We start from the raw sequence: 20,844 nt of genomic DNA on the forward strand, positions 1-20,844 counted from the left end.
AGGATGCTTGACATGGCCGGGCGTTCGGCCCAGGATGATGTCAAGCGTGCTTGACACGCTGCCTGGTCATCTGGAGGTTCGTCATGTCGTACCGCGTCGCTTTCCGACTCGCCGCGCTCGCTCCGGCCGCCCACCATGCGCACTGATTGGTGGACTGGCATGCGCCCGGTACACAGGCGCTATATGCGAGAGTTTTTTCCGGCCATGCTTGCTTACGTCATCGTTCTCCTCCTCTCGACGGAGTGGCTCAGGACCCTGGAAGGTACGGCTGCCCGTGCGGTTGTCACGCTGCTGCCGGTACTCCCGATCGCGTTCGTCATCCGAGCCATGGTTCGTGTGATCCGCGACCAGGACGAGTTCGAACGTCGAATCGACCTCGAAGCAGTTGCCCTGGCTGGGGGCATTGGGGGGTTCGGTTTCTTTACCTACGGCATGCTGCTTAGTGCAAAGGTCGTTGCCGCGCCGCCGGCAGAAGCGATCGCCATCTGGGTGCTTCCCGTGTTGATTGCCTGCTTCGGCGTATGCAAATGTGCTGTCCGGGTTCATTACCGCAGCCGATGAAAAACAGCGTTCGCGAACTACGTACCGCGCTGGGCTGGTCGCAGGCCGACCTCGGCGAAAGGCTCGATGTCTCCCGGCAGACGGTGAACGCGATCGAGACCGGCAAGTACGATCCGAGCCTGCCGCTCGCCTTCAAGATCGCGGCGCTCTTCGCGCTTTCGATCGAATCCATTTTTACGCCAGAGGCCTGACGGTATGAAACGCGCGCAACGTATCGCCATCCTTCTCGTTATCGTCGCGGGGGCTTTCGCCACCCGGCAGCTCATGCGTAAACCGGTCGCTGACGACGCGGAAAAGCCCGTCGCCGCCGTTCCCGCCGCCACGCGTCCGGCGCCGCCGCGCGTGTGGAAACTCGGTTCACTCGAGCTTCGCCCCTGCGAGCTGGCGCAACCTCATTCGGGAACCTCGGTGGCCGCCTGGTGTGCGCCGTTCGACGTGCCGGAGGATCGCGAGCACCCCGAGGCTCGCAAGCTCAAGATGCGCCTGGCCGTCATCCGCAGCAGCGCCCAGGTGCCCGCGGACGACATGGTCGCCTTCATCGCAGGTGGTCCGGGCCAGTCGGCAGTGGAGAGCTACCCGGCGATCGCGCCGGCCATGGCACCGCTGCTCGCCCATCGCAACGTGCTCCTGCTCGACCAGCGCGGTACCGGCGGCTCGCATCCGCTGAGCTGTCGTGACGACGAGCCCGGTGCGCCCGACGGCGCGCCGGCGGCGCATGGTTCCGAGACGGATGCGGTCCGCAAGGAAACCCGCCAGTGCCTCGATCAGCTCTCGCCGGATGCCGACGTGCGCTTCTACACCACGACGGACGCCGTCGCCGATCTCGAAGAGGCACGCCACGCGCTCGGCTCGCCGAAGTTCGATCTGCTCGGCGTGTCCTACGGCACACGCGTGGCCCAGCAGTACGCCATGCGTCATCCCGAGGGTCTACGCACGCTGATCCTCGACGGTATTGCGCCGAACCAGCTTGTCCTTGGCGAGGACTTCGCCGTGAACCTCGACGCCGCACTGAAAGCCCAGTTCGCTCGCTGCGATGCGGACAGCGCCTGCCATGCACGTTTCAGCGATCCTTACCAGACGCTGTTCCAGTTGCGCGACGCGCTGCGCGCCAATCCGCATAAGGTCAGCTTCCGCGATCCACAGAACTACGCTTCCGTGCAACGCGTGCTGAGCGAGCATGCCCTGGCCACGGTCGTCCGCATGTTTGCCTACTCACCGGAAACCGCGGCACTGCTGCCGCTCTCGATCGACGCCGCCGCGCATGGCGACGTCGGTCCCTTGCTGGGGCAGGCCAAGCTGCTCACGGGTGACCTGGGCGACACCATGGACGGCGGCATGCAGTACTCGGTCATCTGTTCCGAAGACGCGGACCTGCTCACGTCGCGCCCGCAGGACAAGGACACGATCCTCGGTGACGGCATGATCGAGGCGTTCCGCGCCGCCTGTTCGGTCTGGCCGCACGGCAAGCGTCCGGCGGATTTTCACCAGCCCTTGAAGAGTCCGGTGCCGGCCTTGCTGATGTCCGGTGAGTTCGATCCGGTCACGCCACCGCGCTACGGCGAACAGGTGCTCGAAGGCTTGCCCAACGGCCGCCACTTTGTCCTCAAGGGGCAGGGACACAACGTCGTCGCGCGCGGCTGCATGCCGCGCCTGCTCGATCAGTTCATCGACAGCGCCAACGCGAAGTCCCTCGACGCGCGTTGCCTCGATCGTCTCGCACCGCTGCCGGTGTTCGTCGGATTCAACGGAGCCACGCCATGATCGAAGTCAGGGACCTGCACAAGGCCTTCGGTGACGTACGCGCCGTCAACGGCGTGAGCTTCACCGCGCGCGATGGCGAGATTACCGGCCTGCTCGGTCCGAATGGCGCCGGCAAGACCACGACGCTGCGGATGCTTTATACCTTGATGAAGCCCGACGCCGGCCAGGTCCTCGTCGACGGCGTCGACGCCTATACCGATGCCCTTGCCGTGCGCCGCCGTCTCGGCGTACTGCCCGATGCTCGCGGCCTCTACAAGCGACTCACCGCCGCCGAGAACATCGATTACTTCGGCAAGCTGCATGGCATGGAGCCGGCACTGCTGGCGCAACGCCGCGAAGCCTTGATCGACGGCCTGGACATGCGCGACATCGCCACCCGCCGCACCGAAGGCTTCTCGCAGGGCCAGCGCGTGAAGACGGCCATTGCCCGCGCGCTCGTCCATGATCCTCGCAACGTGCTTCTCGACGAGCCCACGAACGGCCTGGACGTCATGGCGACGCGCGCCATGCGCCGATTCATGCGGCAATTGAAGGACGAGGGTCGCTGCGTGCTTTTCTCCAGTCACATCATGCAGGAGGTTGCCGCCCTCTGTGATCGCATCGTGGTGATCGCGCATGGCCGCGTCGTTGCCGACGAAACCCCTGCCGCACTTCTCGCGCAGACCGGAGAGAGCAGTCTCGAGGATGCCTTCGTGAAGATCATTGGTACCGACGAGGGCCTCGCCGCATGAGCGCCTTCACCGCCGTCTACTGGAAGGAAGTACGCGAGAACCTCCGCGACCGTCGCACGCTCATCAACGCCTTGGTGACCGGGCCGCTTCTCGGGCCGGTCATGTTCATCATGCTGATGAACGTGACGATCAACCGCGAGATCGCCAAGGCCGATCGCCCCATCGCCGTGCCCGTGATCGGTGCCGAGCTGGCGCCGAACCTCGTGGCGGCGCTGAAGAGTGCAGGCATCGATGCGCAGCCGGCGCTGGCCGATCCCGAGAACGCTGTCCGCGAACAGCGCACCGACATCGTCGTACGCATCTCGCCCGATTACGCGAAGGCCTGGAACAAGGGTCAGACGGTACAGGTGGAATTGATCTACGACTCGTCGCGACGGGATGCCTCCACGCCTGTGATGCGCGTGCGCAGCGTCGTCGAGAGCTACGGCCGGCGCGAGGGTGCCATGCGCCTGATCGCACGCGGGCTGTCGCCTTCCACGGCGTGGCCGGTGCAGGTGGCCGATCGCGACCAGGCCACCTCGCAGTCTCGCTCGGGACTGATGTTCTCCTTCCTGCCGTACTTCTTCGTTCTCACCGTGTTCCTCGGCGGCATGTACCTCGCCATCGACCTGACGGCGGGCGAGCGCGAGCGGCAATCGCTGGAGCCCTTGTTCGTCAATCCGGTCGCACGCTGGAAGATCCTTGCCGGCAAACTCGCGGCGATCTGCACGTTCTCGCTGGTCAGCCTGCTGCTTACCGTCGGCGCCTTCATGACGGCACCGTGGTTCATTCCGACCGAGAAGCTCGGCATCGCGCTGGATCTGGGCTGGCGTTTCAGCGGTCAGGTCATCGTGCTGATGCTGCCGCTGATCCTGCTGCTGGCCGCGTTGCAGTCGCTGGTCTCGGCCTTCGCCAAGAGCTATCGCGAAGCGCAGACGTATCTGTCGATCCTGATGATCATCCCGATCCTGCCGAGCGTGCTGCTCTCGGTGATTCCCGTGCGAGCCGAGCCGTGGATGTATACGGTTCCATTGCTCGCCCAGAACCTCGGCATCGTGCAGTTGCTGCGCGGCGATGGCGTGCCGGGCTGGCAGCTGGGCCTCTGCCTGGCCGGCGGCTTCGTGGCGGCGGTGTTGGCGGTGTGGGGCGCCGCCATGCTCTACCGTTCCGAACGTCTCGCCATCTCCGGCTAACCGGGAATCATCGCCACGTCAGGTCCACGCCGACCAGAAAGCTTCGGCCGGGAGCCGGTTCGTAATAGCGGCCGTTACCGTCGTTGACGATGACTGAGCCGATCACGTGCCGATCGGCAAGGTTGTCCACGCGGGCGAAGGTGTTCACGCGCCACGGGCCCTGGTCGAACACGTAGCCGCCGGAGAGACCGAACAAGGCATAGCCCGGCGCGGACTCCGTGCCGAGGTCGTTGACTGACGTCGATCCCATCGTCTGCACGTCGAAGGTGCCCTGCAAGCCACGATCGCCGCCGTACTTCAGTGCGGCGTAGCCGGTGGAGCGCGGTGCGCCCGGGATGCGTGTCCCGGCAGGTACCGGCGTGTTGGGCGCGCCGCAGCCGGTGGACACGCAGGTGAGGAACGGCGTGCGGAAGCTGGCCTGGAGGTGCGTATACGACGCAACGAAATGGACATCGCGGGCGAGTTCGGTGTTGAAGGACGCTTCGATGCCCTGGCGACGCGAACGCGCGATGTTCTGGTAAGTCGTCCTGCCCCCGATATTGGTCGCCACCGCCAGTTCGTTGTCGCTGTCCGCACGGAACAAGGCGATGCCCGCCTGTGTCTTGTCGGAGGGCTGCAGCTTGATGCCCACCTCTTCGTTATGCGAACGCGAGGGCTGCAGGTTGAATGCGAGGCCCGGGCCATTGTCGGCGCGGTAGCCGATTTCAGAGAACGTCGGCGTTTCGAAGCCACGGCCCCAGTTGGCGTACACGTGCGCCCAGGACGCCGCGCGCCAGAGCACGCCGAAGACAGGCGTGGTGGCACTGTACGACTGCGTGCCGCTGTCGTCGGGATTCCCCGCCACGATATAGCGGTCTGTCGAGCTGAAGTGCACGTCGCTGTGCCGTACGCCTCCCATGAGTGTCCAGTCCTCCGCCACACGCCATGTCGCTTGGGCGTACTGGTCGAAGTCGAACACACGGTCGATTTCGTCGCGGCGCAGGTCGCCGCGAACACCGAGGGTGTCTCCCTCGAAATTGTTGTAGCCAAGGCGATGCTGGTGCTGGTTGTCGTAAGCGATGCCCGTGGCTATCTCGAACGGACGTCCCGCCAGGGTGTTGCTCCAGGTCCAGCGCGCATCGCCACCGCCGTACTGGCTGGTGAGATCGACCACGCCGCCGGAATTGCCCGGCTGGGACACCTGCGTGGCCTTGGGAATGGAGAGGTACTGGGTGATGTCGCGCTGGCCGTAGTAGGTCATCACGCGCAGGCTGTTCGACTCGTCGATGCGCTGGTCGTAGATCAAACCGGCCTGCTGCTGGTTCGCCGACTTGCGCGTGTCGTAGGTGTCGGCCACCGAGGCGACCTGTCGCGGGTTGGCCTGGTACTGGGCCCGGGTCAGGCCGAGCGGATCCTGGGCGCCGGGGACGTCCACCGTGTTGAGCACGAGGGTGAGCTTGCGATCGTCGTCGATCTTCCAGCCGAGCTTTGCGTTACCGGACTCGCGCCGGGCTGCGCTGTGATCGCGATACCCGCTGGTGCGGAAGTGGCTGAGGTCCACGTTGTAGTCGACCGGACCCTCGACGCCGCGCGCATTGACCGAGGTGCGGAAGTTGCCGTTGCTGCCGCCGGCGATGCCGACGCGCAGTTCGGGCGGCTCGGTGCCGTCAGCGGTGAACAGCTGGACCACGCCACCCGAGGCATTGCCGTAGAGCGCGGAGAACGGCCCGCGCAATACTTCGACGCGGTCGGCCGAATCGAGGTTGAAGTGCGACACCTGTCCCTGGCCGTCGGGCATCGTGGCCGGGATGCCGTCGGTGTAAAGGCGGATGCCGCGGATACCGAAGGTCGAGCGCGCACCGAAACCACGAATGGATATCTGCTCGTCCTGCGCGTAGTTCTGCCGGTCGCGCGCGACGATGCCCGGGATGGTCTGCAGCCGCTCGGACAGGTTCACGTCGAGGCTGCCGTCCGGAGGTGTGGCCACCACGTCGATCGCCGCGGGGACGTCGTACGGCGTCTGGGCGGTCCGCGTGGCGGTCACCACGACAGGCGCGAGCTTTGGCGCGTCCTGCGCGGTGGCGGCGCCGGCCAGCGCAAGGAGAACGGCGCCAGTCAGCGGGCGTAGAGAGGGGAGTGTCATGCGGGGACCCTGCAGGAGATACGACATGATGCTCAAGAGAGTGTATGCGTTATCTCAAGACCGAAGCTTGTAGCGGGGATCGACCGGTTCGTCGCAAGCACCCATCGCCGCTGAAGCGGCTCCCACAGGGTCGTGCTAGCCTTCCCGCCCACATCCCCTCTACCCCGGTGACGCCATGAAGAAGCTCGCTCTCGCCTGCGCTGGTCTGTTCGGTCTGACCGTCTCGTTTGCTTCCCTGGCGGCCACCGAGGTCGATCAGCCGGCCCAGGCTACGCCGCCGGCCAGTGCCGGGCAGCTCACTGCCTCGCAGCTGGACAAGGCCATCGCCGGCAGCTGGCGTTCGCCGGCGAACAAGGCGCGCGATCAGTACCGTCACCCGAAGGAAATGCTGACCTTCTTCGGCATCCGCCCTGACATGACCGTGATTGAAATCTGGCCGTCCGGCGGCTGGTTCACCGAGATCCTCGCGCCGTTCCTGCATGACAACGGCCATTACATCGGTGTGATCGAAGACGGCTCGAAGGGCATGGCCGCGCTGCAGAAGAAGTTCTCCTTCGCGCCGGCGCAGTACGGCAACGCCAAGCTCGTCGAGGTGAACCACAAGGCGCCCGTGCTCGGTGCGCCGGGCTCGGCCGACATGGTGCTGACCTTCCGCAACGTCCACAACTGGGCCGCGGACGGTACGGCGGAGGCGATGTTCAAGTCGTTCTTCACCGTGCTCAAGCCCGGTGGCGTGCTCGGCGTGGAAGACCACCGTGCCGATGCGGGCAAGAAGCTCGACGACGTGGTCAACTCCGGCTACCTGCCGACCGAGTACGTGATCAAGCTCGCCACCGACGCCGGTTTCAAGCTCGATGCGCAGAGCGAGATCAACGCCAATCCGAAGGACGACCACAACCACCCGAAGGGCGTCTGGACGCTGCCGCCTTCGTACGACATGGGTGAGGTCGACAAGGCGAAGTGGACGGCCATCGGCGAGTCGGACCGCATGACCCTGCGCTTCGTGAAGCCTGCCACCGCCAAGTGACATGCTGGTCGCACTGAACAAACCCTTCGGTGTGCTCTGCCAGTTCACCGACGAAGCCGGCCGGCGCACGCTGGCCGACTTCGTTCCGCAGAAAGGCGTGTATGCGGCGGGACGGCTGGATCACGACAGCGAAGGGCTGCTCCTGCTGACCGACGACGGCAAGCTGCAGCATCGCCTTGCCAGTCCGACGCACAAGCAGCCGAAGACGTATGTCGTCATGGTCGAGGGGGTTCCTACCGAGGAAGCCCTCGAGCGGCTGCGTCGCGGCGTCACGCTCAACGATGGGCCGACGTTGCCTGCGGGCGTCGAAGCGATCGACGAACCCGAGTGGTTATGGCCGCGCGATCCGCCCGTGCGGTTTCGCAAGACAGTGCCTGATGCGTGGCTGCGTATCGTGCTGCGCGAGGGGCGCAACCGGCAGGTGCGGCGCATGACGGCCGCCGTTGGGTTGCCGACGCTCCGGCTGATTCGCGAGGCGGTGGGCGGCTATCGCCTGGATGGTTTGGGGTTGGGGCAAGTGCGCGTCATCGATGCGAACCCTGGTCGGTAGGAGCCGATTCATCGGCGATGGGTGCTCGCGGCAACCTTGCCCGCTGCCGCGGGATCGCCGATGAATCGGCTCCTACACAAAGGCCGTTCTTACCATTCGGCGACCGATCCATCCGGGTGCCGCCACAGCGGATTCCGCCAATCGGCCGCTTCACGGCTGCGCTCGATCACCAGTTCCTCGTTCACTTCGATACCGAGGCCGGGTCCGGTAAACGGCTGCGCGTAGCCGCCATCGTCGAGCTTCAGCGCGTCCTTGTTGAGCACGTAGTCGAGGACTTCGCCGCCCTTGTTGTAATGGATGCCCATGCTCTGTTCCTGCAGCGTGGCATTCCAGCTGACGAAGTCCACATGCAGGCAGGCCGCGAGCGCGATGGGACCGAGCGGGCAGTGCGGCGCGAGCGCCACATCGTACGCTTCGGCCATCGCGGCGATCTTCACGCATTCGGTGATGCCACCGGCGTGCGAGAGATCCGGCTGCAGGATGGAAATGCCACCACGTTCGAGCACGTGCTTGAACTCGTAGCGCGAGTACATGCGTTCGCCCGCGGCGATCGGAATCGAGGTCTGCTCGGCGATGCGCGGGTAGTACTCGGCCTGCTCGGCGAGGACGGGTTCTTCGATGAAAAGTGGGCGGAAGGGCTCCAGTTCTTTCACCAGCACCTTGGCCATCGGCGCCGAGACGCGGCCATGGAAATCCAGGCCGAACTCGATGGTGTTGCCGAAGGCCTCGCGAATTTCGGCCACGCGCGCGACGGCGGCGTCGACCGCCTTGCTCGAAGCGATGATGCTCAGCTCTTCGCAGCCGTTCATCTTGAACGTGTCGAAGCCGTGCGCCATGCGCTCGCGGATCTGCGCGATGACGTCGGCCGGACGATCACCGCCGACCCAGCAATAGGTTTTCATGCGGTCACGCACGCGGCCACCGAGCAGCTCGAACACCGGGGCATTCAGCACCTTGCCCTTGATGTCCCAGAGCGCCTGGTCGATACCGGCGATGGCGCTCATGAACACGGCGCCGCCACGATAGAAGCCACCGCGATACATCGCCTGCCAGAGGTCGTTGATGCGCGAAGGGTCCTTGCCGATGACGAACTCGGAGAGCTCCGACACGGCGGCTTCGACGGTGCGTGCGCGGCCTTCGATGACCGGCTCGCCCCAGCCGACGACACCCTCGTCGGTTTCGACCTTGAGGAACATCCAGCGGGGCGGGACACGGTAGGTGGTGAGCTTGGTGATCTTCATGGTCAGTTCGAGCGATAGGCTTTGACGAAAGCGGCGGCCTGTTCGCGGGTGCGCGAGACGGGCTGGCCGGGCTTGTACAGGTCGCCGCCCAGGCCCGCGCCGATGCAACCGGCATCGAGGAACTGGCCGAGATTCTCGGGTGTGACACCGCCCACAGCGAGCAGGGGCACATCCGGCGGCAACACCGCCCGGATCGCCTTGATGTACGACGGACCGAGATTGGACGACGGGAACAGCTTGAGCGACTGCGCACCGGCGGCCAGCGCGGCGAACGCTTCGCTCGGCGTCATGAAGCCGATGGCGGTGTAAAGACCGCGGCGCCGTGCATGACGGATGACGTCGGGATCGGTGTTCGGCGTGACCATGAGATGACCGCCCAGGTCGGCAACCTGGCCGGCGAGATCCACGCTGAGTACCGTACCCGCACCGACGAGCGCGCGATCACCGGCTGCGCGCACGGCCAGCGGGATGCTGGTCTGCCAGTCCGGCGAGTTGAGCGGGATCTCGATGGCGTCGAACCCGGCTTCGATCAGTGCTTCGACGTGCTCGACGACATCCCCGGGCGTGATGCCACGCAGGATGGCGATGAGCGGTAGCGCGGTGGGCCAGGCCATATCAGTTCTCGTGGTAAAGCTGTGAGCGGCCGCCGTCGATACGGATATCGGCGGCGTTGATGTAGCGCGCCTCGTCGGAAGCGAGGAAGAGTGCAGTGTAAGCAACTTCTTGCGGTTCGCCGATCCGCTTGTTCGGCAGGATATCCGTCTGGCGTTTCCGTTCCGCGGCGGGATCTGGCGCGGCAGCGAAGCCGGCCTCGGCGATGGCGGTGAGGATAAGGCCCGGCGAGATCGAATTCACGCGGATGCCGCGGGCGGCGTACTCGATGCCCAGTGCCTTGGTCAGGCCGATCAGGCCATGCTTGGCAACGGGATAGGGAAAACAGTGCGGAATGATCTTGTGGCCGTGCACGGATGCGATGTTCACGATGCTGCCGTGACCTACCTCGAGCATGCCCGGCAGGACGGCCCTGGCGCAATTCCAGGCGCCTTTGAGGTCCACGTCGAAGCAACGTGTCCACTCGTCCTCGGTAAGCGACAGCGGGTCGTTGAAGACGTTGATGCCGGCATTGTTGATGAGGACGTCGGGCGGGCCGAACCGTTCCGTGGCCGCGGCGACCATGCGGGCGATGGCTGCGGCGTCGGTCACGTCGGCCTCGAACAACATGGCGTCGTCCGTGTTCAGACCGGCCAGCGTGGCACGTGCCTGCGCGTTGTCCTCAAGCACGTTGAGCACCACTTTCGCGCCATGGGCGGCGAAGAGCTTTGCTGTTGCCGCACCGATGCCCTGCGTGGCGCCGGTGACGATGGCGACCTTTCCAGCCAGTCGCGGGAGGGGTGTCGTGCGCGGATCGGCTTGTGTCGCAGTGCTCATGCCTGGGTTCCTTGCCCGTAGCGGGCCTCTGGCAGCCCGCGCCCTCGCGCCGGCGTACCGATGAATATAGCGCCGTTCAGCGGTTCGGCACGGACGACAGCGTCGTCGAGGCCCTTGCTGGCTGACGTGATGACCAGGCGGTCGAGCGTGGGACCAATGAAGGCCACGCAGCTCGGCTGACGGGCAGGCAGCTCGATGGTCATGTCCACGCGTCCGTCCGGCGCATAGCGCAGCACGCGCGATCCACCCCACTGGGTGTTCCAGACGAAGCCTTCGGCATCGACCGTCGAGCCGTCGGGCTCGAGGCCCTTCTCAAGCTGGACGAACTCGCGAATGTGCTCCACCTCGCCACTGGCCGCGTCGTAGCGACAGGCCATGATCTTCGCCGTGGGCGAGTCGGTGAAGTACATCGTTTCACCGTCCGGGCTGAAGCAGATGCTGTTGGTGATGGCGGCCTTGGGCAGGGCGAGCCGGGCCAGCTTGCCCTCGCGCGAATACCGCCAGAACGAGGCGACCTGTTCCGGCCCGCGCTCGTTGAGCGTGCCGAAGATCAGGTTGCCGCCGCGATCGCAGCGACCGTCATTGGCGCGCGTACCCGGCAGCTCCGGCTCGATGTCCTCGAGCACCACCAGGGACCCGGCGACACGCGTGTCGAAGCGGGCGAGTTGCTTCTCGAGGGCGAGCAGCAGCACGCCGGGCTCGTCGGTCAGGGCGAAACAGCACAGGCGAGCGGGCAGGCTCGTCTCGGTCGTGGCCCCGGTGGTCGGGTCATACGTGTAGAGCCGCGACGCGCCGATGTCGGTCCAGCGGACCAGGCCCATCAAGTCGTCCCAGATCACGCCTTCGGCGTGGGCCTGTCGATGGGCGGAGAGGGGAATGAAGGTGTCTGTCATCAGCGGGATTGCCTGCGGTTCTTGAGCTGGTCCACCAGCACCGCAATCAGCAGGATCGTGCCGCGGACGAGGTACTGGTAGAAGGCGTCGATGTTCATGAGACTCATGGCATTTTGCACAGTCCCCATGATGAGGACGCCAACGAGCACACCGCTGATACTCGCACGGCCGCCCATGAGCGACACGCCGCCCAGCACGCAGGCCGAAATCACGTTCAACTCGAAGCCCTGGCCGGCGTTCGGCTGGCCGCTGGTCATGCGCGAGGCGAGGATGATGCCCGCCAGTGCCGCCACCAGGCCCTGGATCAGGAAGATGGCGATACGTACGCGGTCCACCGAGACACCGGCAAGGCGCGCCGCGTCCGGATTGCCGCCGATCGCCAGGGTATTGCGGCCGTAGATCGTCTTGTTCAGCAGGACACCGAAGACCACGAAGCAGGCCAGGGTGACCCAGACCGGTACAGGCAGGCCGAACAGCTCGGCGCTACCCAGGGTGAAGAAAGCTTCGCTGGTGACACCGACCGCCTGGCCCTGCGAGGTGATGAAGGCGAGGCCGCGGACGATTTCCATGGTTGCCAGCGTCGTGATCAGCGCGTTGATATTGAGCTTGGCGATCACCACGCCGTTGACGAAGCCGATCAGCGCACCGGCGACCAGGCTGGCGGCGATGCCCAGCGCGACACTGCCGGTGGCGTTGGAGACGATGGCGCAGCAGACGCCGGCGAAGGCGACGGTCGAGCCGACCGAAAGATCGAAGTCACGCGAAGCCAGGCAGAACATCATCGTGCAGGCGACCATGCCGATCTGCGAGACCGACAGGGCGAGGCCAACGATGTTGTCCCATGAGAAGAAGTACTGCACCGTGGCGCTCAGCACGCCGAACAGCACGATGAAGATGCCGATGAGGCTGTAATCGTCGACGACGCGCCAGAACATGGCGCGTCGTCGCGCGTCGGGCGTTTCGGCTTGCTTCGCGCCGATAGCGGCGGCGTTGGTCTCGGTCATGGCTCAGGTGTTCCTCATCGGGGTGGCGCTGGCGCCTTCGGGAAGCGCGGCGGCGAGCACGTCCGCCTCGTTCGCCTCGGTACGTTGGAACTGCGCGGTGATCCGGCCACGGCACATGGTGACGACGCGGTCGGACACACCGAGCACTTCGGGCAGTTCGCTGGAAATGACCACCACGGCCACGCCACGTTCGGCGAGTTCGTAGAGGACGTTATAGATCTCGTTCTTGGCGCCCACGTCGATGCCACGGGTGGGCTCGTCGACAATGAGCACACGCAGGTCTTTCTCAGCCAGCCAGCGCGAGAGCACGGCTTTCTGTTGGTTGCCGCCCGAGAGCAGGCGAATCTCCTGGCGTCGGTTCGGCGTACGAATGCGCAGGCGATCGATATAGGTGTCGGCGACTTTCGCCTCGTTACGGTCGTTGACGAACAGGCCCGCGACGAGGTGGTTGCGCCGCGCGCTGATGTTGATGTTCTCCGACACCGAGCGCACGCCGATGATGCCGTCTTCCTTGCGGTCTTCCGGGCAGAACACCAGGCCATGCTGGATCGAGTCGCGGATATGCGAGGCCTTGATCGCCTCACCGTCCACGTGCACCGCACCCGCGGTGCGCCGGTCCGCGCCATAGATCACGCGCATCACTTCGCTACGACCCGCACCGACGAGGCCGAAGAAGCCGACGATCTCACCCGCCTTCACCTCAAAACTGACCGGTGCCGGGACGGCACGTCCCGTCACGCCCTGCACGGCGAGACGCACCTTGCCGTGTTCGCGCGGTCGGTAACCGAAGATGTCACTGATCTCGCGGCCGACCATGCGCTGCACGAGCTGGTCGCGGGTGACGCCTTCGAGCGTGTCGAAGTCGGCCACCTTGCGGCCGTCGCGGAAGATCGTCGCTGCGTCGCAGAGTTCGAAGATCTCGTCGAGCCGATGCGAGATGTAGATCATCGCCTTGCCCTGCGCACGCAGGTCGCGCACGAGGCGGAAGAGGACTTCGGTCTCGCGGTGGGACAGCGAGCTGGTCGGTTCGTCGAGGGCGAGGATCTTCGCGTCGCGAAGGATCGCCTTGACGATCTCGACCATCTGGCGCTGGCCGATCGAAAGCTGCTTGAGCTTCGCGCGTGGATCGAGATCCACGCCGAGGGCATCGAGTTTCTCGCGGGTCCAGGCGAGCGCCTTGCGGCGGTCGACCAGGCCGAAACGTGTGGGTAGCCGGCCGATCAGCAGGTTCTCCATGACCGAGAGTTCCGGTACGTACTGGAGCTCCTGGTGGATCACTGCCACACCGGAGGCAATGGCGTCGGCGGCCTTGCGGAAATGCTTCGCCTGGCCGTCGATCGCCACCTCGCCCTCGTCGGGGATGTACTCCCCGCCGAGGATTTTCATCATCGTGGACTTGCCTGCCCCGTTCTCACCGAGCAGGCCGTGCACGCTACCGGCGCGCACGGCGAAGCTGACATCTCCGAGCGCACGCACGCCCGGAAAGGTCTTCCCGATATGCCGGAATTCCAGGCGTGGTGCGTCGGTCATCGTCAAAGACCCATTTCCTTACGGATTTCGGCGACATTGGCGCGGGTGGTGAGCATGCCGGTGGTCAGGGTGAGCGGCGGCGGAGCTTTGCCGTTCTTGACCCACTCGTACATGTTCACCGAGGTCTCATAACCATGACGCTTCGGGCTGATCAGCACGCTGCCGAAGAAACCCGTGGGTTCGGCCTTGGCGAACTCGTTAAGCGCCGACTTGCTGCCGCCGATGCCCACGCCGATCATGTTGTCGGCGCGGAAACCGCGACCTTCCGCGGCACGCACAGCACCGAGCACAGCTTCGTCGTTCAGGCCGAAAGCGATCCAGTGCTTGAACTTCGGGTTCTGCGTGATCGCGATGTTCGCCGCGTTGAACGCGTTCTCGGTATCGGTCTTGGCTTCGGGCGCGTTGATCACGTTGGCCTTGGGGAACCCGGCCGCGGTGAGCGCAGCCACGGCGCCATCGGTGCGGTCCTTGGCTGTGGGCAGCTGGTCGTAGGAGATGCGCAGCGCACCGGTCTCTTCCGGCTTCCAGCCACGCTTCTTCATTTCGGCGGCGATAGCCTGGCCGACCTGCTCACCAATCTTGCTCGCCGAGATGCCCATGTGCGGCACGGCTTCGATCGGCTTGCCGGAACCGTCGATAAGGCGGTCGTCGACCGTCATCAGCTTGAGGTTGTCGATTTTGGCTTTGGCCACGATGGACGGACCGAGCTTCACGTCCGGCGTGCAGATGATGAAACCCTGCGCGTGCTGAGCCTTCAGGTTGTCGATGGCGGTGAGCACCGTGCCACCATCGGGCGCGGCGATCTTGACCAGGGTGAAGCCCTTTTCCTTGGCGGCCTGCTCGGCGTACTTCCACTCGTCCTGGAACCAGGGTTCCTCGGCCTGCTTGACGACAAAACCGATCTTGACCGGCTCATCGGCCGCGAAGGCCGGTGCGGAGGCCATGGCCAGTGCCACGGCAAGGGCGCGTAGGCCCAGGGCAATCTTCATCTTCATGCGTTCCCTCCTCGAATGACTCGTTGTTTTCAGTCGACCAGGCCGCGACGACGGGCAACGGCAATGGCGCCGTATCCCGCAAGGTCGCGCTGTTCGTCATCGCCCAGCACCGTGACGGTGCCGGAGAAGAAATCGTCGCCCTCGACCAGCCGCGCGATCGCTTCGCGCAGGATGGGCTTGCCGCTGACGACGAAGCGTGTACCCGGACTCATCCGGATCGCGCTGGAATTCTTGAGCGTGAGCAGGTCGGAGCCAAGCACCGCGCCGAGCAGGAAGTTCGCGCGCGCGTTGGCGTCGTACACGGCGAACTGGTCGAGGATGCGCACGCTGAAGCAGGCGCGGCCCAGACCGATCTTGTTCGCCGAAGCAGCGCCAGCCAGCAGCATTTCAGGATCGATGCGCTTGGCGAAGCCTTCTTTCAGCGAGCCGGCAAGAATGGTGTCATGCGAGATCACGTGCAGCAGCTCACCCGCCAGCGTGGTCACGCAGCCATCGATGCGGCGGTCCTTGTCGATGCTGACGAACTTCGAATGCGAGCCCGGCAGCACCACCACTGTCGGTTCGTTGAGGCCGAGGCGCTCGACAAGGGCGAACGACTCGACCTCCTCGCCACGCATCATGTCCATCGCTTCGCAGTTGTGCAGGCCGATGTGCTCGACCGCGTTGCGTACGCCGGGAACGAACCAGATCGGCGCATGCCAGACGTTCTCGACACGGTGTTCGCGCATGGCCCTGGCCATATCATCGATCCCTGCCGGGGCCGGTACGTGCGGAATTTCGCACAGCCCGACATTCGAGGTGATCATGCCGGAGGCCACGGCAAGGCCGATATCGGTGCGTTCGAGCTGGGCCGAAACCAGCGCCTCGGCGATGGTTTCGCGGAGGCTATCCTCGAGTTTCTTCGTGCTGCCGGTGATCGCGGTATCGCGCACACCGACCTGCCGCGCGGCCTGCGCGACCACCTCGCCGTCGGTCCAGACGGTGACGCGGGTGTTGGTGGTACCGGTGTCGATGGTGAGGATGTTCATCGCGGGTCCGTTCGAAAGCGCCACGGATGATTGGCGGCACCTGTCGAGACAGGCAAACTAGAATTTCTCCGGGGCTTCCCCAAGTTTTTTTGAATGAGTCCGCAATGAAGCGCTCGTTACCTCTCAACGCCGTGCGAGTCTTCGAACTTGCAGCGCAACATTTGAGCTTCACCAAGGCCGGTGAAGAGCTCTCGTTGACGGCGGCTGCGGTCAGTGCGCAAGTCAAATTGCTTGAGGGGTACTTGGGCACAGCTCTTTTTGTGCGTAGCAACAATCGACTCTCGCTGACCGCCGCCGGGGAGAACTATTTCCCGCGAGTCCGCGACGTTTTTCGTGCACTGCAACACGCCACGGACCAGGTGATGGGCGAGCGCAATGCCTCGTTGAGGGTCTCCGTACCGCCGACCTTCGGTACGAAATGGCTGGTACCGAGGCTTTTCCGCTTCTTTTCGAGGCACCCCGATATCGCCGTCGAGGTCGTCACCGACGGGGCGGACGAGGCAAGTTGGGACCTCGCCATTGACGATCGCCTGAGCGAAGGGGGTGACCAGTCCATCCTGGCCACCAGTGGATATACCCCCGTCTGCGCGCCGTCCCTCGCCGAGCGCATCCACGGCCCGGCCGACCTCGCCGACCACCTGTTACTGCACGAGCGGCCCGGTCGTCGCGCCGCGTCGGCAGTCAGTTGGGAGCAGTGGTTCGAGCGCGCCGGCCTGGAGACCGCCGTGGTCTCGCGCGACATGGGCTTCGGCGACGGCACGATGATGCTGCAGGCGGCGATCGAAGGGCAGGGCGTGGCGCTGGCGCAGAACCTGCTCGTCGCCTACGACCTCGCCGCAGGTCGACTCGCCGAGCCGTTCCGGATCGATGTGCCGCTTCAGCACACCTACTACCTGGCGATCTCGCGCGACGCGGTATCGCGTGAAGAGACCATGGTGTTCCGCGAGTGGCTGTTCGCCGAAGTGGGCCAGGGCTCTCTGTAGGAGCCGATTCATCGGCGATTGTGGGAGCCGCTTCAGCGGCGATAGCCAGGCCGCCTCAACCCCATCGCCGGCATAGCCGGCTCCCACACAAAGCGGGCTCTCACAAAAGCCTCAGCAGTCCCGAGTCGCCTTCTTGCGGCGCCACCACAACGCGGCGAGCGCGATCAGCGCAGCGGCGATGGCCAGCCAGATGCCGGTCTGTCCACGGTGGATCCACATGGCCAGCCATTCGTGGTTATGCGCACCGAAATAACCCAGGTACACCCACAGCGGCACGCTGATCGCCGCGGCCAGTCCGTCGAGCAGAAGGAAGCGGAAGAAACCCACGCGGTGGGTGGCGCCGGCGGTGATGAACACGGCGGTGCGCATGCCCGGCAGAAAGCGGGCGACGAACATCATGCGGTTGCCGTAGCGCTCGAACTTCTCCTGCACCTTGGCGTAGCGTTCGGGAGTGAGCAGGCGGGCAACGAAGCGCCAGCGCAGGATGCGCGCGCCGAAATGGCGCCCGAGCAGGAACATCGTGGAATCGCCGACCAGCACGCCCGCCATGCCGACACCGACCATCGTATGGACGTCGCCGTAACCGAGGCCGGTGATGATGCCGCCAGCCACCAGGGTGATGTCTTCCGGCAGGGGCGCCCCTGCTCCGCAGAGCATCAGGGCGAGGAAAACAGCTGCGTAGCCGTTCTGCCCGAAAAGATCGACGAGGTGATTCAATAAATCCATCAGCGACGCGCAAGTCCGGTCCCGGCCGGTCCCTTCAGGGTACGAGGGTCGGATGATCCCACGGATCGCGTTAATCTCGCGGTGCAGCGCATCATTCGTCCACCGGGGTCGGTGCGGAGCGCGCAGCCAGCAGGACGCGTAGTTCGGCCTTTTCCGTATCGTCGAGAACGCCTTCGCGGCTACGGCCGATAAGGTACTCGCGGCGTTGTGTCACGGCCTGGCGTTGCATCTGGTCCAGCGAACCAAGGAACTCGACTCGCTGCATATCGGCGTCGCCCACCACCTCGGCCTGCATGAGCTTTTGCAGAGAGGCGTACTCGGGCCGGTCAAGAAAATACTCAACCAGCACGGCGGGATTGATCCCTGGCCGGGAGCGCGCCACGTCGATCAGTTCCGACAGCAGGTTCACGCCGGGACGGTCCAGGCGCAGGAAGGCGTACGGCGGCTCGACCTCATCGGCCAGCGCCGGCTGCGCCAGGAGCAGGGTGATCGCGCTACGAACCAGGCTGCGCTGCACGTTGGCCGGGCGTACCTGGTTCGAGCGATTCGGCGCCGGCTCGGGCTCGAGCACGGCCTTGGCGCCCGTACGCCGCTCCAGCTCCTGGCCCATGAGGTCGCGGAAGGCGCCGTCAGGCAGTTTGGCGATGAGCGGGCGGGCGCGTTCAGCGAGGCGGGCGCGGCCGTCCAGGCGGGTGACGTCGACGTCCCTGGCGAGCTCTTCGAAGAAGTACTCGGACATCGGCATCGACTCCTTCATGCGCTTCTCGAAGCCGTCCTTGCCTTCCTTGCGTACCAGTGTGTCGGGATCTTCGCCGTCGGGCAGGAACAGGAAGTGGGCCTGGCGGCCGTCGCGCATGCGCGGCAGCACGGATTCCAGTGCGCGCCACGCCGCTGCCTTGCCGGCGCGGTCGCCGTCGAAGCAGAAATAGACATCGGGCGCCGTACGGAAAAGCACTTCGGCATGTTCGGGCGTGGTCGCTGTGCCCAGTGTGGCGACGGCGATCGGCAGCCCCGCCTGGTGCAGGGCGATGACGTCCATGTAGCCCTCGACCACCATGATCCGGGTGACGGTCTGGTTCGCCTGTTTCACCTGCCACAGGGCGAACAGCTCCTTGCCCTTGTGAAAGAGGGGAGTCTCGGGCGAATTGAGATACTTGGGGCTCTGGTCCGACGACAACACGCGGCCGCCGAAGGCGATCACGCGGCCGCGGCGGTCGAGGATCGGGAACATCACCCGTTCACGGAACCGGTCATATTTGTTGCCGCGCTCGTTGCTGGCCACCATGCCGGCTTCATTGAGCAGCTGGCGCCGGCGATCGTTCGTGCCCAGGGCCTTCATCACGCCGTCGAAGCCCGCGGGTGCCCAGCCGATGCGGAAGCGTTTGACGATCTCGTCGTCGAGGCCGCGGCGGTCCACGTAGGACGTGGCCTCGGGGCTGTTCCCCAGCTCACGCTGGTAAAAGCTGGCGGCTTCGTCGAGCAGGGTATAGAGGTCGCTGCGATCTTCCCGCGGCTTGTCGTCGCGGTTGCCCTCATAGGGCACCTTCAGGCCCGCTGACTGAGCGAGCTCCTCGATCGCGTCGGGGAACTCGAGGCGGTCGTAGTCCATGAGGAACTTGATCGCACTGCCATGCGCGCCGCAGCCAAAGCAGTGGAAGAACTGCTTCTGCGGGCTCACGTAGAAGGAGGGCGAGCGCTCGTTGTGGAACGGGCAGCAGGCGGTCCACTCGCGTCCCGCCTTTTTCAGCGGGACGCGACGCTCGATCACGTCGACGATGTCGACGCGGGTCAGCAGTTCGTCGATGAAATTGTCGGGAATTCGGCCACGCATCAGTCGCCTAGGATGCCATGCATCCGCGTCCGAATGGAGACCGAATCACCGTTTAGAACGCCAGGTGGAAGACACCGATGACGGCCAGGATCGCGATCACGAACAGGATCAGGAAGATGGCGAAACAGACCTTGGCGATCGTCGCGGCGAAGCCGGACACGCGGCTGAAGCCTAGCGCGCCGGTAACCAGCGCGATGAGGCCGAAGATGATGGCGTACTTGAGCATGGGATTCCTCCGTCAGCGCCGGAGGAACGTCCGCCAGCCGCGCGGCGGAGAATGATGACAAGCGTGTGGCGCCCTTGTGAAAGCCGATGCTGGGGCACCTGATATCGGGTGGCATCTTTTGTGGGAGCCGATTCATCGGCGACTGGGTGCTCGCGACACCCTGGCCCGCTGCCGCGGGATCGCCGATGAATCGGCTCCTACATGGCGGTGGCTCGCTTACGCGAGCTTTGCCTTAACTTTCCCTGCCACGGCAGCCATGTCCGCACGACCCGCCGCCTTTTCCTTGATCAGCGCAACCACCTTGCCCATGTCGCGTGCCGTGGTGGCACCCGATTCGGCAATGGCGGCGGCGATGATGGCGTCCAGCTCGGCTTCGTCGAGCTTGGCCGGCAGGTAGGCGCCGATCACGCCCATCTCGTAACGCTCGATGGTGGACAGGTCGGTGCGACCCGCCTTATCGAACTGCTCGATGGAGTCGCGGCGCTGCTTCTGCATCTTTTCGAGCGCCGCCAGGACCTGGGCGTCGTCCAGCTCGATCCGCTCGTCGACTTCACGCTGCTGGATCTGGGCCTGGATCAGGCGGATCACGGCCAGGCGGTCCTTTTCACCGCTTTTCATGGCGGCTTTCATGTCTTCGGTGATCTTTGCCTTGAGACTCATGCGCTTTCTCCGGGACGACGAAAAGCCGGCTTTACCTTTCGGCAAAGCCGGCTCGGGATTTCCGCTCTGAATACACCGGGCAGCGCGCAGGGCGCCTGCCGAGGTACCATACCCGGTCGCGAAGGACCGGGATGGGCATCAGTACATGCGGGTCCGGCGCGTCGTGTCGCGGGACAGACGGCGCAGGTGACGCTTCACAGCAGCGGCGCGCTTGCGCTTACGCTCCTGGGTCGGCTTTTCATAAAATTCGCGCTTACGCGTTTCGGCCAGCACGCCAGCCTTCTCGCACGTACGCTTGAAGCGGCGGAGGGCAAGCTCGAAAGGCTCGTTCTCGCGGACTTTAACGCTCGGCATGGAAACTCCACTTGATTAAAC

The 20,844-nt window shown here is 65.0% G+C and carries 22 protein-coding genes; 8 read left to right on the forward strand and 14 right to left on the reverse strand.

Features of this window, described 5'->3' with window-relative positions; translation table 11 throughout:
- Positions 1–159: 159 nt before the first annotated feature.
- Genes HB634_RS15900 through HB634_RS15920 form a run of 5 tightly spaced genes read left to right on the forward strand, consistent with a single transcriptional unit; the run spans position 160 to position 4,225 of the window.
- A complete protein-coding gene (locus HB634_RS15900) occupies positions 160–561 on the forward strand; it encodes a hypothetical protein (RefSeq protein ID WP_213949256.1) in 402 nt (133 codons plus the stop codon).
- Complete coding sequence (locus HB634_RS15905; protein ID WP_213949257.1) at positions 558–752, forward strand: helix-turn-helix transcriptional regulator; 195 nt, start codon at positions 558–560, stop codon at positions 750–752. The genes HB634_RS15900 and HB634_RS15905 overlap by 4 nt, the downstream gene beginning before the upstream one ends.
- A 4-nt stretch (positions 753–756) precedes the next feature.
- Positions 757–2,322, forward strand: coding sequence for an alpha/beta hydrolase (locus HB634_RS15910; RefSeq protein WP_213949258.1), 1,566 nt, complete (start codon positions 757–759; stop codon positions 2,320–2,322).
- Positions 2,319–3,053 carry an ATP-binding cassette domain-containing protein gene (locus HB634_RS15915; protein WP_063572755.1) on the forward strand — a complete coding sequence of 245 codons (735 nt, stop codon included), beginning with the start codon at positions 2,319–2,321 and terminating at the stop codon, positions 3,051–3,053. Before HB634_RS15910 ends, HB634_RS15915 begins: the two co-directional genes overlap by 4 nt.
- On the forward strand, positions 3,050–4,225 hold the full coding sequence (locus HB634_RS15920; RefSeq protein WP_213949259.1) for an ABC transporter permease: 1,176 nt from the start codon (positions 3,050–3,052) through the stop codon (positions 4,223–4,225). The genes HB634_RS15915 and HB634_RS15920 overlap by 4 nt, the downstream gene beginning before the upstream one ends.
- Positions 4,226–4,232: 7 nt before the next feature.
- Here HB634_RS15920 and HB634_RS15925 read toward each other — a convergent pair whose 3' ends face one another.
- Positions 4,233–6,347 (reverse strand): TonB-dependent receptor, encoded by a 2,115-nt coding sequence (locus HB634_RS15925; RefSeq protein ID WP_213949260.1) that lies wholly within the window; start codon positions 6,345–6,347, stop codon positions 4,233–4,235.
- Between the two features lie 175 nt (positions 6,348–6,522).
- Here HB634_RS15925 and HB634_RS15930 point away from each other — a divergent pair, with 175 nt between their 5' ends.
- Together HB634_RS15930 and HB634_RS15935 are read left to right on the forward strand one after the other, a co-directional pair.
- Entirely contained in the window at positions 6,523–7,374 is an 852-nt protein-coding gene (locus HB634_RS15930; protein ID WP_213949261.1) for a methyltransferase, read from the forward strand.
- A gap of 1 nt (position 7,375) precedes the next feature.
- A complete protein-coding gene (locus tag HB634_RS15935; RefSeq protein ID WP_213949262.1) occupies positions 7,376–7,924 on the forward strand; it encodes a pseudouridine synthase in 549 nt (182 codons plus the stop codon).
- Between the two features lie 89 nt (positions 7,925–8,013).
- On the opposite strand, the gene dgoD is transcribed toward HB634_RS15935, so the two are convergent.
- From dgoD to HB634_RS15975, 8 genes are read right to left on the reverse strand one after another with little or no spacing between them, the layout of a single operon-like run.
- Positions 8,014–9,165: a galactonate dehydratase gene (gene dgoD, locus HB634_RS15940; RefSeq protein WP_213949264.1), complete on the reverse strand. Its 1,152-nt coding sequence runs from the start codon at positions 9,163–9,165 to the stop codon at positions 8,014–8,016.
- A gap of 2 nt (positions 9,166–9,167) precedes the next feature.
- Positions 9,168–9,779 carry a 2-dehydro-3-deoxy-6-phosphogalactonate aldolase gene (locus HB634_RS15945; protein WP_063571171.1) on the reverse strand — a complete coding sequence of 204 codons (612 nt, stop codon included), beginning with the start codon at positions 9,777–9,779 and terminating at the stop codon, positions 9,168–9,170.
- Between the two features lies 1 nt (position 9,780).
- The gene (locus tag HB634_RS15950; RefSeq protein WP_063571170.1) at positions 9,781–10,593 is read right to left on the reverse strand and encodes an SDR family oxidoreductase; all 813 of its coding nucleotides are present in this window, start codon (positions 10,591–10,593) and stop codon (positions 9,781–9,783) included.
- Positions 10,590–11,486: an SMP-30/gluconolactonase/LRE family protein gene (locus HB634_RS15955; RefSeq protein ID WP_213949265.1), complete on the reverse strand. Its 897-nt coding sequence runs from the start codon at positions 11,484–11,486 to the stop codon at positions 10,590–10,592. The genes HB634_RS15950 and HB634_RS15955 overlap by 4 nt, the downstream gene beginning before the upstream one ends.
- Positions 11,486–12,490, reverse strand: a complete 1,005-nt coding sequence (araH, locus tag HB634_RS15960) for an L-arabinose ABC transporter permease AraH (RefSeq protein WP_213949266.1) — start codon at positions 12,488–12,490, stop codon at positions 11,486–11,488. The genes HB634_RS15955 and araH overlap by 1 nt, the downstream gene beginning before the upstream one ends.
- A 3-nt stretch (positions 12,491–12,493) precedes the next feature.
- Positions 12,494–14,020, reverse strand: coding sequence for an L-arabinose ABC transporter ATP-binding protein AraG (gene araG, locus HB634_RS15965; protein WP_063571168.1), 1,527 nt, complete (start codon positions 14,018–14,020; stop codon positions 12,494–12,496).
- Positions 14,021–14,022: 2 nt separating this feature from the next.
- A complete protein-coding gene (locus HB634_RS15970) occupies positions 14,023–15,015 on the reverse strand; it encodes an arabinose ABC transporter substrate-binding protein (RefSeq protein WP_063571167.1) in 993 nt (330 codons plus the stop codon).
- 29 nt (positions 15,016–15,044) lie between these two features.
- A complete protein-coding gene (locus tag HB634_RS15975; RefSeq protein ID WP_213949267.1) occupies positions 15,045–16,043 on the reverse strand; it encodes a 2-dehydro-3-deoxygalactonokinase in 999 nt (332 codons plus the stop codon).
- A 104-nt stretch (positions 16,044–16,147) separates the two neighbouring features.
- Between HB634_RS15975 and HB634_RS15980 the strand changes: the two genes are divergently transcribed.
- Positions 16,148–17,026 carry a LysR substrate-binding domain-containing protein gene (locus HB634_RS15980; protein ID WP_063571165.1) on the forward strand — a complete coding sequence of 293 codons (879 nt, stop codon included), beginning with the start codon at positions 16,148–16,150 and terminating at the stop codon, positions 17,024–17,026.
- A gap of 111 nt (positions 17,027–17,137) precedes the next feature.
- On the opposite strand, the gene HB634_RS15985 is transcribed toward HB634_RS15980, so the two are convergent.
- The 5 genes from HB634_RS15985 to rpsU form a co-directional block, all read right to left on the reverse strand.
- Complete coding sequence (locus tag HB634_RS15985) at positions 17,138–17,752, reverse strand: DedA family protein (RefSeq protein ID WP_063571164.1); 615 nt, start codon at positions 17,750–17,752, stop codon at positions 17,138–17,140.
- 91 nt (positions 17,753–17,843) lie between these two features.
- Complete coding sequence (gene dnaG / locus HB634_RS15990) at positions 17,844–19,583, reverse strand: DNA primase (RefSeq protein ID WP_213949268.1); 1,740 nt, start codon at positions 19,581–19,583, stop codon at positions 17,844–17,846.
- A 52-nt stretch (positions 19,584–19,635) separates the two neighbouring features.
- Positions 19,636–19,809 (reverse strand): DUF1328 domain-containing protein, encoded by a 174-nt coding sequence (locus HB634_RS15995; RefSeq protein ID WP_082878955.1) that lies wholly within the window; start codon positions 19,807–19,809, stop codon positions 19,636–19,638.
- Positions 19,810–20,025: 216 nt separating this feature from the next.
- The gene (locus HB634_RS16000) at positions 20,026–20,469 is read right to left on the reverse strand and encodes a GatB/YqeY domain-containing protein (RefSeq protein WP_213949269.1); all 444 of its coding nucleotides are present in this window, start codon (positions 20,467–20,469) and stop codon (positions 20,026–20,028) included.
- Positions 20,470–20,607: 138 nt separating this feature from the next.
- Positions 20,608–20,823, reverse strand: coding sequence for a 30S ribosomal protein S21 (rpsU, locus tag HB634_RS16005; protein WP_029213735.1), 216 nt, complete (start codon positions 20,821–20,823; stop codon positions 20,608–20,610).
- Positions 20,824–20,844: the final 21 nt, after the last annotated feature.

The organism is Luteibacter sp. dw_328 (assembly GCF_018449605.1).
Taxonomy (GTDB): domain Bacteria; phylum Pseudomonadota; class Gammaproteobacteria; order Xanthomonadales; family Rhodanobacteraceae; genus Luteibacter.